Source organism: Pseudomonas sp., from assembly GCF_028293835.1.
Classification (GTDB): Bacteria; Pseudomonadota; Gammaproteobacteria; order Pseudomonadales; family Pseudomonadaceae; genus Aquipseudomonas.
The window spans coordinates 1-14,196 of the sequence record NZ_JAQGNX010000148.1 but is presented as its reverse complement, the minus strand read 5'-3'; the positions used below and the strand labels follow the sequence as shown (position 1 = coordinate 14,196).

Below are 14,196 nucleotides of genomic sequence, written 5' to 3'. Positions count from 1 at the left end.
CCCAACCGTGCTTTACGCAAACCCGGCGGCCATCCGCAACGAAGTGTCACGCATCCTCGCCAGCTACGGCCACGGCACCGGCCACGTGTTCAACCTCGGCCACGGCATTACCCCGGAAGTCGACCCGGCCCACGCGGGTGCGTTCATGGAAGCCGTGCACGAAATGTCGGCGCAGTATCACCGGTAACGTGAGGGAAAATCTGTAGAAGCCAACATGTTGGCGATCAAACAGGCGCTACGGTGTACCTGAGACACCGCGCTGCTGCTTATATCGCCAACAAGTCGGCTCCTACGGTGGATTGGCCAGCGTTCCAGTTGTGACCAAACCTATGCATTCACCGCCAAGGGTTGCAGCTTGGCCAGGCGTCGTGCAACGGCCAGCGCGGCCAACAGCAGCACGCCGATAAATATACCGATGCCGTTCCAGCCGGCGTAATGCCAAAACACGCCGCCTGCAGTGCCGGCGATGCTGGAACCTGCGTAGTAGCAGAACAGATAAAGCGAGGATGCCTGGCCTTTGGCTTTAATTGCGCGGCGGCCGATCCAGCTGCTGGCCACGGAGTGGGCGCCGAAGAAGCCGAAGGTGAACATCACTACACCGACAATGACCATGGATAAAGGGCTGAACATCGTCAGCGCCAGTCCCGCCAGCATCAACACGATGACCGACCAGAGCACTTTGCGACGACCAAGTTTGTCGGCCAGGGCGCCGATTTTGGCAGAGCTATAAATGCCTGACAGGTACACCACTGAGAATAGCCCCACAAAGGACTGGCTCAAATGGTACGGGTCCGCCAGCAAGCGATAACCGATGTAGTTGAACATCGTGACGAAAGCGCCCATCAACAGGAAGCCTTCAAGGAACAGCCATGGCAGGCCAGCGTCGCGGAATTGCAAGGTAAAGCCATCGAGCAGGCTGCGCGGGTGCAGTGAGCGGGGGCGGAAGTTGCGTGATTCCGGAAGGATTTTCCAGAACACCGCCGCCGAGATCATCGATACACTACCGATCACCAGCATTGCGGTGTGCCAACTGACGTAATCGACCAGCACACCAGTGATAACTCGGCCGCTCATCCCGCCGATGGCATTGCCGCCGATGTACAAGCCCATGGCCAGGCCAATGTGCTGCGGGTGAATCTCTTCGCTAAGGTAGGTCATTGCTACTGCCGCGAGACCGCTCAGCGACAGACCCACCAGCGCCCGCATCAACAGAATGCCTTCCCAGGTTGGCATGACCGCACCGAGCAGGGTAAACAACGCTGCGCAAAACAGCGCCGTGACCATCACCGGCTTGCGCCCGAGTCGATCCGAAATGGGGCCAGTGATCAGCAAGCCGAAGGCGAGCATGCCGGTGGCGACAGACAGAATCAGGCTGCTCTGGGCGGCATTAATCGAATATTCGTGAGACAGCACCGGCATCAGTGGCTGCACGCAATACAACAGGGTGAACGTTGCAAAACCGCCTGAAAACAGCGCTAACACCGTGCGCAAAAACAGCGGTGTGCCTTTTTCGGTGTAGATCTCCGCAAGTGCAGCGGCACCTTCAGTGGCGGAGGCGGACCGACGACCTTGGATGTCAGCAGTTTCGGAAGGTGGAGCAACCGCAGTTTTCACAATGACCTCGATGGGGTGAGCGACAAGCAATGTGAAAAGAATATAGTCCGCTAATGATTCTTTCCAATATATTGTTCGACCTGTTTAATATTTAAAACGACCTAATGGTGAGTTCATGGAATTACGTCATCTGCGGTACTTCATCGCAGTGGCCGAAGAGCTGCACTTCGGCAGGGCCGCGCTGGCTCTGGGTATTTCCCAACCACCGTTAAGTCAACAAATTCAGGCCCTGGAGAAAGAAGTCGGCGCGCGGCTTTTTGAGCGCACCAACCGTCGGGTCGAACTGAGCGAGGCTGGCCGGTTGTTTCTTGATGAGGCACGTCTGATCCTGGCCCAAGTAGGTAAAGCTGCAGACGTGGCGCGTCGTGCGCAGCTGGGGCAGCTTGGTGAATTGAAGATTGGGTTCACGGCGTCTGCGCCATTCAACTCGAGTATCCCTCAGGCAATCTTCGCGTTCCGACAGGCTTTTCCCGCCGTTCATTTGGCTCTTCAAGAAATGACCAGTATGGAAACCGCCGACGCGCTGGTGGAGAACTCGGTTCAGGTCGGCATCATGCGACCCTTGCCGTTGCCGGATTCATTGGTGGCGGTTGAGCTGTTCCGTGAGCCGCTGGTAGCGATTATTCGAGCTGACCATCCCTTGGCGGCGGGAAGTGAGAGGGGGTTGTACCTGTCAGCGCTGGCTGCCGAGCCTTTTGTGTTTTTTCCACGCACCTACGGCAGCGGCCTGTATGCGCAGTTGCTGAGCCTGGCGCGTCATGCCGGGTTTAGTCCGCTGATTACCCAGGAAGCAGGCGAACCGATGACTATTATCGGGTTGGTAGCTGCCGGGTTAGGTGTGACTGTATTGCCGGCGTCATACCAGCGGATGCGCATCGACGGCGTGGTTTATCGCACGGTGCTGGACGAGGGCGCCAACACCGCCGTGTGGCTGGTCCAGCGCAAAGACCAGCATTCGCCCATGGCCAAGGCGTTTGTGGAGTTGCTGCAGAGAAAACTCGGACCTCTGTAGGCGCCAATTTATGGTGCGCAGTTCAACGGTTGTCGGTTATCCCGTGTCACACCCAGCGCTTGAAGATCAGCGAGGTATTTACGCCGCCGAAGGCAAAGTTGTTGTTCATCACGAACTGGTTGCTCATCTGCCGTGGCTCGCCGCGCAGGTAATCCAGCTCGCCGCATTGCGGGTCGACGGTGTCCAGGTTGAGGGTGTGGATGTAGCGGTCGCGGTTCATCATTTCGATACAGAACCATGACTCCAGTGCACCGCAGGCGCCCAAGGTGTGGCCGAGAAAACTCTTCTGCGAACTAATGGGCATTCGTGTACCGAACAAACTGCTGGTGGCCAGGGTTTCGGCGATGTCGCCTTGCTCCGTGGCGGTGCCGTGGCCGTTAACGTAGCCAATCGCCTCGGGCGTTAGCCCGGCGTCTTCCAGGGCCAGCTCCATGGCACGGCGCATGGTGACTTGCTCCGGGCGGGTGGAGTGAGCGCCGTCGGCGTTGCTGCCGAAACCGACGATTTCTGCATGAATGCGCGCGCCTCGGGCCAAGGCGTGTTCCAGTTCTTCGAGCACCAACATGCCACCGCCTTCGCCAATCACCAATCCGTCGCGCCCGCTGTCGTACGGCCGAGGCGTGGTGTGCGGGGCGTCGTTTTTCAGGCTGGTGGCGTACAGGGCATCAAATACCATGGCCTCGGTCGGGCACAATTCTTCTGCGCCCCCGGCCAACATCAAGGGCAGGCGACCGAACTTGATCGATTCGTAGGCGTAACCGATGCCTTGGCTGCCGCTGGTGCAGGCGCTGGACGTCGGAATCAAACGCCCGGTCAGGCCGAAAAAGATACTGATATTGGCCGCCGTGGTGTGGGGCATCATCCGCACGTATGAATTGGCGTTTAAACCCTCAGCCACGGAGTTCAGCAGCATATTGCCGAAGGCCTTGATCTCGTCGGTACTGCCGGTGGACGAGCCACAGGCCACCCCCATCCGACCGTCGCGAATGATTTCATCACCCAGTAAACCGGCGTCGAGCAGCGCCTGTTCCGCAGCGCCGACGGCCAAGCGCGAGACTCGACCCATGCTGCGCAACTGCTTGCGGTTCCAGTGTTTGGGCACCACGAAATCGTCAATGGGCCCGGCGAGCCGAGTGTTGAGTTCAGTGAAACGATTCCACTCATCCATCCGCCGAATGCCGCTGCGGTTGGCGATAAAGTTAGCTTCTATGCTGGCCCAGTCGCTGCCCAATGAAGTGATGCCGGCCATGCCGGTGACGACGACGCGCTTCATCAGCACAGGCCTCCGTTGACTGCCAAAACCTGTCGGGTGATGTAAGACGCTTCAGCCGACATCAAGAAATTCACGGCACCGGCCACTTCTTCCGGGGTGCCCATCCGTCCCGCCGGAATCATTTTCATCAGTTCTTCCACCGGCACGTGCTCGTCGAGCATTGCCGTGTCGATCAAGCCTGGCGCAACGCAGTTGACAGTAATTTTGCGCTTACCCAGTTCGATAGCCAACGCTTTGGCTGCACCGATAATCCCGGCTTTCGATGCGCTGTAATTGACCTGCCCGCGATTACCGATCAGTCCTGATACTGACGTGATGCAGACGATGCGCCCCGCTGCACGGCGACGAATCATTGGCATCATCACCGGGTGCAATACGTTGTAAAAGCCATCGAGGTTGGTGCGCATTACCAAATCCCAGTCTTCGTCGGTGAGTGCCGGAAATGCCCCGTCGCGGGTCAGGCCCGCGTTACAGACCACACCGTAATATGCGCCGTGAGTGTCGACATCGGCTTCGAGAATGGTTTTGCACGCCGCACGGTCGGCAACGTCAAATTGCAGGATGCGCGCTTCCCGGCCCAAGGCCTGGATCTCTGTTTGAACGGCTTCGGCGTCGGTCCGACCGTTGCGACAATGCAAGATCAGGTCATAACCAGACTGGGCCAAACGCAAAGCGATGGCGCGGCCGATGCCACGGCTGGAGCCGGTGACCAGTATTGATTCAGTCATGCGGGAACTCCTTCGGCGAGATAGTCCGCGGTCTGCGGCGGGCAGAATACGTTAAGGCGCGCAGTGGCGTGGATACCGGGGCCGGTCAGGTGGCACTCAAAAATACCCATGCCATTGTCGTCCTCTAACGAGCGCAAGGCGTGGATGGTCAGGTCAGCGCCCAAGGGGAAGTGTTCGACGTTGCATTCGAATTTCCGCGTACCCAGCAGAAATCCTAGCTTCATCGTTTCGCCATGTTTGCGCGCCTGGCAACCGGCGTATGCCGCGACACTCTGGGCCATCAGTTCAACACCCACCCACGCAGGCAAGCTGCCGTCGACACGGCTGAACAGGCCACCGCCGCGTACCGTCAGGCGGGTGTGTATTTGTTCTTCATCGAACGACAACACCTGATCAATGAGGATCATGTTGCCAGCGTGGGGGATCAATTCACTCATTGGCCAGTCGATCATGGGGCGTCTCCAATAATCAGGCTGACGTTGTTGCCGCCGAAGGCAAAGGAGTTGCTCATCAATCGACGAGGCGAGGCGAGCGCCAGGCGTTGGCCGCACTCAACCCATTGCAGCGCCGGTAGGTGTGTATCGGCCTGACCGTCCCAGAGATGAGGCGGCAGTGCATTTGCGGCGTTTTCCGGCGCCAGGCTTAACCAGCAAAACGCAGCTTCCAGCGCGCCCGCCGCCCCGAGGGTGTGGCCGCTTAAGGGCTTGGTCGAGGAGCATGGCACGCCTTGGGGGAAGATCGCGTGCACCGCGACGCTTTCCATGGCGTCGTTGTGCTGGGTCGCGGTGCCGTGCAGGTTCAAATAGCCGATGTCTTCTGCGCACAGGTTCGCGTTGCTTAGCGCTTTTTGCATGGCTTCCCGTGCGCCACGGCCGCTGGGTTCCGGCGCGGAAATATGGTGCGCGTCAGAGGTGGCGCCGGCGCCCAGCAAGGCTATGGAATGGACACCACTGGGTTCGCGGGTCATCAAAAACAGCACTGCAGCCTCACCGATATTGATGCCGTCGCGATTGCGTGAGAACGGATTGCAGCGCTGGGGCGATACCGCTTCCAGTGACGAAAAGCCGTTCAGCGTCAGCTTGCACAAACTGTCTACGCCACCACACAGCACCGCATCGCACAGGCCCATGTCGAGCAAGCGTCTGGCGCTGAGCAATGCCCGGGCGCTGGAGGTGCAGGCGGTGGAAATCACATATGCCGGGCCGCTGAGGTTCAGCCACGCGGCCAGAAAATTCGCCGGAGCGCTGAGTTCCTGTTGCTGATAATCGTATTCGGCGGGGAATGTATGATCTCGCAAATAAACCCCAAGGCTACGGCTGGCTTCATCAATGCCTGAGGTGCTGGTGCCGAGAATCACTCCAACCCGTGAAGGGCCGAAGCGCTTGATCGCCTGTCGAATCTGGTCTTCGATCTGCAGCGCGGCGGCCAGCAACAGTTGATTGTTGCGGCTGCTGTGTTCAGCCAGGGCACGGGGGATTTGCGGCAATTCACCGCGCACTGCGGCGACCGGTAAACGGCGGCCTGCGACCCAACCGTCTTCGTCGCGCATGCCTGAGCTGTCGCCCGCGAACAGCGTTCGTGCTACTTCAGCCTGGCCATGGCCGAGGGAGCAAATCACCCCCAATGCATTAAGGTAAGCGGTCATGGGCTAACCTCGTCATTCAAGGGGCTGACGCGGTAAGTCACACCTTGCTCCATATGTAGATCGAACACCTGTGGTTGCCGGTATTCGACATTCCAGCGTTTACCGAGGTCGCGTCGACCGGTTTCAACCCGCGCCAGCGGATAGTTGTCGTGCAATTCGGTGGCGGGTGTCAGGGCAAAAAGCAGTGCAGCGAACAGCTCTCTGGCCTGCGGGTTTGGCGGCAGTAAACCATCAGCCTGCCACGCGCCGTCAACCAGGCGTTGGCGCGCAACCGGAATGCCCAGCGGGTCCATCAACGACCAGCGCAGGCCGGCGGTTTCCTGTTGAATCACTAACAGCCAATCCTGCCGCTGCTCGGCTTGCTCGCGCAGGATATGCAGCTGCATGGGCAGCGAGAGGTGCGGTGAATGCTCCGGCAGCGGTGCCTTGCTGGCACACGCGCACAATAAAAGCAGACAGGCACTTAGCAGCAGACGGCCAATCATTGTGCGTCGCCTTGAACCGGTTTGCGCGCAACGACGTTGAGCAGGGTTTCATCGCGCTGACCAAAAGGCGCGGGACGCCGCAGACCCAATCGTTCCAGCAGGCCGAAATCTTTTGAGCGACTCCACCATAGGTACGGGTACGAAACATTGTCCGGGCCGAATTCAAAACCCTGGCTGCGGAGCATATCCAGGTATTGCGCCGCGCTCTTCTGCACCTGCATCGGATGGCGAAACAGCCAGCGAATCACCCAGGTATCAATGTAGGCCTGGGTCGACTCGGCAAACAGCAGGTAACCACCCGGCTTCAGCACCCGATAGAACTCGGCAAGCGCTTGCTCCTGCTGCACTAAATGGTGGAATGTCTGATGGCAGAACAGCAAGTCGATGCTGTCATTGGCCATGGGTAAACTCGCGCAATCGCTGCCGGTCAGCTCGACGCTGATACCCTGGCGTCGTGCTTCGGCGCGGCTGAGGGTCAGGCTTTTTGGATCAGCATCTACCCCGAGCAAACGTGCGGGGGCGAACACCCGTGCCAGGTATTGAAATGATTTGCCTTGGCCGCATCCGGCATCCAGCAGCACGGGGTTCGCCGGCGGAGCTGCGTCGGTGGCACTGCCGAACAACCCACGTAAATCGTTGATAGCCACGCGCAACACATGGTGGTGCCATGTATGGCTGCGCAGAAACCAAAAGCCGAAACGGGTTTCCTTGACGTAGTTATCGCTCAGGTATCCGCTGTTCATTCGGCTGCGCTCGCGCAGATTTCCGCGATCATTCGCAAGCGGCGTTTAGGCTCGTTGACGAATGGATTGCGTTCGTCCCAGGCATAGCCGGCCAGAATCGAGCTGATCATGCGGCGGATGTCGGGCGAACTGCCGGGGTGGAATATCACGTCTTGCAAGCTGCCGTCATACCAGCCCTCGACGTACGCCCGAAAGGTGTCAACGCCACGTTTCAGCGGTACGGCGAATTCGCTTTGCCAATCGACGGTTTCGCCCAGTAACTGACGATGCAACAGCGCCGCAGCCATGCTCGCCGAGCGCATGGCGATGGTCACGCCGGAAGAGAACACCGGATCGAGGACTACAGCGGCGTAGCCCAAAAAGGCGAAGCCCGGACCGTGCAAGGTTTTCACATTGGCGGAATACCCGCCGATAGTCCGTGCCGGGGTATCCCACACGGCGGACTCCAGCAATTTTTCCAGTACCGGCGCTTCGGCAATAAATGCCTGCAGGCACGCATCCAGGTCCCTGGGCTTGTCATTGAAACGTTCGGCCGAGGCCACAACGCCCAACGAACAGCGACCATTGCTGAACGGGATCAGCCAGAACCACACGTCGCGGTATTCAGGATGAGTAGTCACCAGAATCTTATTTCGGTCGAAGCGCTGCTCATCGATACGGTCTTCGATGTGGGTGAACACCGCTTGGCGCACTGGAAAGTTCGACGGCGCTTCGAGGTCAAGCAGTCGGGGCAGCACACGGCCATAACCGCTGGCATCCAACACGAAATCGGCTTCGATGCTGTACTCGCTGCCATCCTCCCGGCGCGCGCGCAGACATGGGCTTACCGGCGCAAAATCTGCGGCAATGATCTCTTCCTGATAACGGATTTCCACACCCTGCAATGCAGCTTGATCGGCCAACAGTTTATCGAAGCTGGCGCGCTGTACTTGAAAGGTGGTCGGCTTGCCGTTGCTGAACGTATCGCCAAAATCGAAGTGCGAGTAACGGTCGCCCCACGCGAAGGCCGCGCCGTTTTTCATTTGGAACCCGGCAGCGTTAACGGCATCAAGCATGCCGGCCTCTTCAACGAAGTCCAGGCAGTGAGAGAGCAGGCTTTCACCGATGGAGAAGCGCGGGAATAGTTGGCGTTCAATCACCAGCACATCGTGGCCCTGGCGTTGAAGCAACGCAGCGGCAATTGCGCCGGAAGGGCCTGCACCAATGACCACAACCTGACGTCGTTCCAATTCAGCTATTGGCACAAAGGCTCCGTTGCCTGTTCGGCATTTTTAACAAAAGTTCGGTTCATGCCGGCGAGGGCGGGCATCAGCGTAGCGATCAAGCCCATGAGCATGAGCGCGAAGTACAGCGCCGGGCTGATCAGCTGTTGTTGCAGCAGCAGGTTAAGGAAAACGATTTCACTCAGCCCGCGAATATTCAACAGAAGGCTTTCACGCCAGCGGCTGGCGCCCACATACGAAGGTGTGGCCCAGCGCAAGCCGAGCCAACTGCCCAGCACTTTGCTAGCGACGGGCACTACCAGCAGCGCAGCCAGTTGTAACCAGCCCAGGCTGTCCATGGCGCTGTGGACGTTAATCTGGACAATGCCGAACGTGAGGATCAGAGGAATCGCCAGGTAGTTTTGCAGGCGCTTGAACACTGCTGCTGTCATTGGCAACTGGAAAGGCTGTTTGAGCCATGCCATGCAGAACAGGAAACCGATGCCGAAGATCAGCGCGTTGATTCTGTAGTGCTCGGCCACCACCAGTAATGCAAAAAACGTCAGGCTATGGAGCATTGGCTGGCGCAGTCTTAGGGCCCGGTATAGCAACGGTACGCAAGCGCCCAACAGCGGCAGTAGAAGGCTGCTCAGGTGCAAGCTGCCTTGGGCCAGCCCAAAAATACTCCAACAGGTCACGTCGATCAGAATCGCCGTTTGCACCAGGCGTCGGGTTGCCGCTGGTGGGTAATTGATGTGGCGCAAATACAGGTACAGCACCGGGATCGCCGTGATTGCGAACACCAGACCGACCGCCAATGAGCTGAGCCAGGCTTGTTCCGGCAACAACCAGAGCGCACAGGCCAACCCACAGCAAAACGGTACACAGAAACTCGGCACGGCGATTTTCAGGCTTTGCCGGTCCATTCGCAGTTCGATGACGTCGCTGAGGATATGCCCCAGCAGCAGGGCGAAACTCAGGCCGTACAGGCTTTTCAGCCATACCGGCGTGACCAGTTGTGCCCCGGTGAGCTGCCACTGCGGTTCGATCCAAAACAGCATCAGCAACGGCAAGCCGAAGGTGGCCAGCAGCAACTGGCTGACAATGGGGATCAGGCCCAATAATTGACCCAGCCGAGTCGCCAGGGCGAACAGCAGCAAGGCCATCAGCCAGAACAGAACGACCATCATGGCGCTGGCTCACTGGCATTTTGTGCATGAGGCTGGCGCCCAGCCCACGGCGCGAGCATGAAGCTGAAGGCCAGGCCGAGGCTGACGGACAAGCCAAAATTGCTCACCGCCGGAGTGCTGGAAATGGCCAGCAAACCAAACGACAACCATGTAGTGATTGCCGCGAGCAATGTCCCCAGCAGGCTGACCGCCGCCCCGCCGATTTGCTCACGCATCAGGATGGCGTAATCGACGCTGATGGCGGTGACTAACAACAACCCAAACACACTGAACAAGGTCAATGGCTGACCCAGCCAGCCGAGGCTTGCCAGGCTGCACAGCGCCGCTAACAAAGGCAGCGCGATAACCCGCACTGCGCCCTTAAGACCGAACGGCACCATCAGCAGTAGCACGATCAAGCCACAGGACAGCAACTTCAACTCGGCAGCGCTGATTTGCGTGGCGGCAAATACGTTATTCAGGTCGCCGAGGCGGTCAATCAATTGCACACCTTCGATGTCCACCACCTGCACTCGCAGCAACGCCGGGTTGTTCAAACCGCGCAAGCTGACCATGCCTGCGACACCGTCGGCGGTCGGCCCCAGCCATAGCGTTCGCCACGGCTCGCCGAGCGGTCCGGCCAGTGCGGCGTCTATGTCTTGGTCTGGCAGCATTTGCAGGCGAGTCAGTTCCGTTCGCAAATTAACTTCAGGAACCCCGAGATCAATCAGCGGCTGCCAAAACAACGGCAACTTGCTCAAGGCATCGCGTACCCGACGCTGTTCCGAAGGCGGGCTCACCAATTGGTTGAGCGACAGATAGCCCTGTAATTTGTCGAGGCTGACCAATTGATCCAGGCGCTGGCTCAGCACGGTCTGCCGCTCCAGCAGTTGCTGTTGATTGGCTGCGCGGACCAGGTAGAACTGACTGGTGGGCTGGTAACCGGTGATCCGCGCAATGGCTTGGGCTTCTGCCAGCAACTGCGGCGGTGCGCTAATCCATTGGCGGATATCATTTTTGCTGGTGAGTTGCCACAACCCGGCCGCGCAAAACACCAGCAACAGCGCCAACAGCACTGGCGTCGGCACCCGACGGAGCAGGGCCTGGCGCCAGCTAATCAAGCATTCGGCAATGCGCAACGGCCAGTGCGCCGGGCGCAACTCCAGGCTGTGTAGCATCGCTGGCAGCAAGCACACAGCGGTCAAATAGGCGCCCACCAGACCGGCGGCGGAAAACACGGCGATTTGCGTCAAGGCGGGGAACGGCGTCCAGGCCAGGGCCAGGTAGCCGATGCAACTGGTGACCAGACTCAAGCTCAGGCCAGAAAGCGTCAGGCGTAAGGCGGGCCAGCTGCGCCACGGTTTCATGCTCCAGCTTTTCGACAGCGAGTGCAGGGGGTAATCCACCGCCACGCCAATCAGGCTCGAACCCAGCACCAGGGTCATGACATGCACATGACCAAACAGCGCGACACAGGCCACGGTGCCGAAGAGCATGCCAATCAACACCGGAACGAACGCCAGCAGCACTCGCCAGCGGCGGAACGCCAACAACAGCAGCAACAAAATGCCCAGTGTCGCGCCGCCACCCACCCAGGTTATTTCGCGGGTCGCCTGACGTTGGCCATCGGCGGCGTACAACAGACCGCTGGCGGCAAGCAGTTGCGCATCGGCTTGATGCGCCTGCACCCGTGCTGCGCTGAGCAGGTCGGCGACTTGCATCGGCAGGTGCATGTCAAACGCATTGCCTTTGGTTCTGGCGCGCAGCAACACCCAGCTTTTGCCATCCGCTGTCGCGATCAATGCGCCGCTGCCGACGTCCAGTTGTACCGAGCCGTGCTGCGGCTGGCTATTCTGGATGCGCCCGGTAAGGCCGAGCCAGTCGTCTTGGCTGGACACCAGACTGAAACCGGCGAACGGGTCAAACAGGCTTTCCACCCGCTGCTGGATAAAGGCTTGAGGCTGCTCGATCAGCTGCGTGCGGTCCGTTGGCGACAGCATCGCCAAGCGTCCTTGCAAGAGTTGCTGGCGCACGCCGGGCAAGTCCGCCTGGAGGTTCCACTGAACCTTCTCGAACACGCCGCTGGCTTGCCATTGCTCACCCAGCTTTTGCGCCAGAGCGATAGCCTGTGGCTGATCGGCGTGGCCCACCAGTACCAGCATTTCGCGGTTGAGCGGTTCCTGCATACGCTCTTCGGCGCGCAATTCAAGAGCGTCCGGGGTTGACCCTGGCACCAACTCCATCAGGTTGGCTGACAGTGGAGGACCATTGCGCCATTGCCATCCGGCCAGGGCCAGCACTGCCAGCAGCACGATCAGGAACAGGCGCGGCAGCCAATACTCCATCGAGCGGTTGTGTGTCTGCTCGGGCCTAATCAACAAAATCGTGGTGCTCCGCGTCGCTCAAGCTTTCTGCGCTGCTGCTGTCGATCATCCGCAGCACGGTGCTGTCGCCTTGGGTTTCCAGTAGTTCGATGCTCTGCACCAATTCGCCGCCGTCAATATTGATTTGCTTGAACACTTGTTGCAGTAACAGCGAACGCGGAATTAGCGTCAGTTGCCAGGCATCGGCTTCGCCTTTGAGTTGCAGGTCGAAGTCCCGTTGCAGGCCGCTGCTGTCTCCTTGCAGAACTGCCAGGAATAACTTGTTTTGCTCAGCCCCGGCGCTCTTGTTTGGCAACAGTTGCCAGCCATGGGCATCACGTCGGGCAATGCCCGCAGCGCTGATTCGGTAGTCCTGTTTCAGCGGCGTGGCCAACAACCAGAGCAGGCCAAAGTCCTTGGACAAGACAAACTTGCCTTTGCTGGTCAGCGGTTGCGGCAGTGCTCGCAAATGTTTTTCCTGGATGAAGTCGCCATGAATCACCGACGGCTTGGCCAGTTGCGTGCTGAGTTGTTGCAGGTCGAAGGCATTGACCAGCGACGACACGCCCATCAGCGTTAATGCACATATCATTTTCAACACAGGGTTCATGGCAACGCTCTGAGGACTGCATCGATGAATATTTTGGGCGAGGCCAGTTGCATTTCACGGCTGCTGATCTCAACGGCCACCTGAATCGTGGTGGCGCGGGTCAAGCGTTCAGCGGTCACAGCGTCGGTGATGAGGTAATTGATCTTCAACCGGTTTTCCCACTCGACCAGGCTGGCCCGTACATTCAGGCGTTGGCCGAACACCGCGGCGCGTACGTAGCGCAACTGCAGATCGATCACCGGCCACGCATACCCAGACGCCTGCATCTGCGTGTAGTTGTGGCCCAGTTGATCGAGCAGCGTGCAACGGGCAATTTCCAGGTATTTGATGTAATGGCCGTGCCAGACCACATTCATCATGTCGATGTCGAAAAACGGCACCAACACTTCAGTGTCTGCATGAATCAGGCCCTTACTGCGCATGCAGCCTCCAGTGGCGATCGGCGATGCGTGTCAGGCACAGGCGCAATTCACGCTCCAGCGCACGGTCTTCGATTACCGGCGGGAAGTCCTCCTGCAATTGTTTGTGCATGGTCGCCAGCGCGGGCGGCAATGGTCGCGCGTCGACCACTTGGCTGCGTAGCCAAACCCCTTGGTTGGCGGCGATCAAGGCGGCAGCGGCCACCTGCTCGGTCAGTTCCAGCACACGAATTGCATCGCGAGCAGCGATGGTGCCCATACTGACCTTGTCCTGGTTATGGCATTCGGTAGAGCGAGAGAACACGCTGGCGGGCATGGTGTTTTTCAGTGCTTCGGCAGTCCAGGCGCTGGTGCCGATCTGCACCGCCTTGAAGCCATGATTAAGCATTGCCCGCTCAGGGCTGGCACCGGACAAATTGCTTGGCAAACCATGGTTGTAACGCACGTCCACCAACAGCGCCAATTGCCGGTCCAGCAGGTCGGCCACATTGGCCACCAGGGTTTTCAGGCTGTCCATGGCGAAGGCGATATGGCCGCCATAGAAGTGCCCGCCGTGCAGCACGCGCTCTTCTTCTGCGTCGATGATGGGGTTGTCGTTGGCGCTGTTTAGTTCGATTTCAATAAACGAGCGCAGCCAGTTCAGGCTGTCAGCCAACACGCCCAGTACATGAGGGGCACAACGCAGCGAGTAGCGGTCCTGCAAACGGTGCAACGGCGCGGTCGGTGCGTCGATGGCCAGGTCCTGGCGTATCCAGGCGGCGACTTGCATCTGCCCCGGGTGCGGCTTGGTGGCAAACAGACGCTCGTCGAAGTGCTCGGGATTTCCTTCCAGCGCGACCACGTTCATGGCGGTAATCCGCGTGGCCAGTTGCAGCAGGTAATCGGCGCGGGAGAAGTCCAGGCAAGCAATGCCGGTCATCACCGCCGTGCCGT

At 59.2% G+C, this 14,196-nt stretch carries 15 protein-coding genes; 2 read left to right on the top strand and 13 right to left on the bottom strand.

Translation table 11 applies throughout. The annotated features are described in order from the left end of the window. The coding region (locus tag JWR17_RS20365; protein ID WP_299834197.1) for a uroporphyrinogen decarboxylase family protein at positions 1-187 on the top strand (187 nt) is incomplete at its 5' end. A gap of 140 nt (positions 188-327) precedes the next feature. On the opposite strand, the gene JWR17_RS20360 is transcribed toward JWR17_RS20365, so the two are convergent. After that, entirely contained in the window at positions 328-1,575 is a 1,248-nt protein-coding gene (locus JWR17_RS20360) for an MFS transporter (protein WP_299834201.1), read from the bottom strand. A gap of 154 nt (positions 1,576-1,729) precedes the next feature. On the opposite strand from JWR17_RS20360, the gene JWR17_RS20355 reads away from it, so the two are divergent. Then, positions 1,730-2,626, top strand: coding sequence for a LysR family transcriptional regulator (locus JWR17_RS20355; RefSeq protein ID WP_299834195.1), 897 nt, complete (start codon positions 1,730-1,732; stop codon positions 2,624-2,626). Positions 2,627-2,672: 46 nt separating this feature from the next. Here JWR17_RS20355 and JWR17_RS20350 read toward each other — a convergent pair whose 3' ends face one another. The 12 genes from JWR17_RS20350 to JWR17_RS20295 all read right to left on the bottom strand — a co-directional run. After that, complete coding sequence (locus JWR17_RS20350) at positions 2,673-3,899, bottom strand: beta-ketoacyl-ACP synthase (protein ID WP_299834193.1); 1,227 nt, start codon at positions 3,897-3,899, stop codon at positions 2,673-2,675. Continuing rightward, positions 3,899-4,627, bottom strand: coding sequence for a 3-oxoacyl-ACP reductase FabG (gene fabG / locus JWR17_RS20345; protein ID WP_299834191.1), 729 nt, complete (start codon positions 4,625-4,627; stop codon positions 3,899-3,901). The genes JWR17_RS20350 and fabG overlap by 1 nt, the downstream gene beginning before the upstream one ends. Continuing rightward, positions 4,624-5,079 carry a hotdog family protein gene (locus JWR17_RS20340; protein ID WP_299834189.1) on the bottom strand — a complete coding sequence of 152 codons (456 nt, stop codon included), beginning with the start codon at positions 5,077-5,079 and terminating at the stop codon, positions 4,624-4,626. The genes fabG and JWR17_RS20340 overlap by 4 nt, the downstream gene beginning before the upstream one ends. Next, entirely contained in the window at positions 5,076-6,272 is a 1,197-nt protein-coding gene (locus JWR17_RS20335; protein ID WP_299834187.1) for a beta-ketoacyl-[acyl-carrier-protein] synthase family protein, read from the bottom strand. The genes JWR17_RS20340 and JWR17_RS20335 overlap by 4 nt, the downstream gene beginning before the upstream one ends. Beyond that, positions 6,269-6,757, bottom strand: a complete 489-nt coding sequence (locus tag JWR17_RS20330; RefSeq protein ID WP_299834185.1) for a hypothetical protein — start codon at positions 6,755-6,757, stop codon at positions 6,269-6,271. The genes JWR17_RS20335 and JWR17_RS20330 overlap by 4 nt, the downstream gene beginning before the upstream one ends. Further along, the gene (locus tag JWR17_RS20325) at positions 6,754-7,500 is read right to left on the bottom strand and encodes a class I SAM-dependent methyltransferase (RefSeq protein WP_299834183.1); all 747 of its coding nucleotides are present in this window, start codon (positions 7,498-7,500) and stop codon (positions 6,754-6,756) included. The genes JWR17_RS20330 and JWR17_RS20325 overlap by 4 nt, the downstream gene beginning before the upstream one ends. Further along, on the bottom strand, positions 7,497-8,744 hold the full coding sequence (locus tag JWR17_RS20320) for an NAD(P)/FAD-dependent oxidoreductase (protein WP_299834182.1): 1,248 nt from the start codon (positions 8,742-8,744) through the stop codon (positions 7,497-7,499). Before JWR17_RS20320 ends, JWR17_RS20325 begins: the two co-directional genes overlap by 4 nt. Then, the gene (locus tag JWR17_RS20315) at positions 8,735-9,892 is read right to left on the bottom strand and encodes a sodium:proton antiporter (protein WP_299834180.1); all 1,158 of its coding nucleotides are present in this window, start codon (positions 9,890-9,892) and stop codon (positions 8,735-8,737) included. Before JWR17_RS20315 ends, JWR17_RS20320 begins: the two co-directional genes overlap by 10 nt. Then, entirely contained in the window at positions 9,889-12,216 is a 2,328-nt protein-coding gene (locus JWR17_RS20310) for an MMPL family transporter (protein WP_299834199.1), read from the bottom strand. Before JWR17_RS20310 ends, JWR17_RS20315 begins: the two co-directional genes overlap by 4 nt. A 25-nt stretch (positions 12,217-12,241) precedes the next feature. Next, on the bottom strand, positions 12,242-12,844 hold the full coding sequence (locus tag JWR17_RS20305; RefSeq protein ID WP_299834179.1) for an outer membrane lipoprotein carrier protein LolA: 603 nt from the start codon (positions 12,842-12,844) through the stop codon (positions 12,242-12,244). Beyond that, a complete protein-coding gene (locus tag JWR17_RS20300; RefSeq protein WP_299834178.1) occupies positions 12,841-13,266 on the bottom strand; it encodes a thioesterase family protein in 426 nt (141 codons plus the stop codon). The genes JWR17_RS20305 and JWR17_RS20300 overlap by 4 nt, the downstream gene beginning before the upstream one ends. Beyond that, a partial coding sequence (locus JWR17_RS20295) for an aromatic amino acid ammonia-lyase (protein ID WP_299834176.1) occupies positions 13,256-14,196 on the bottom strand: 941 nt, incomplete at its 5' end. The genes JWR17_RS20295 and JWR17_RS20300, both read right to left, overlap by 11 nt.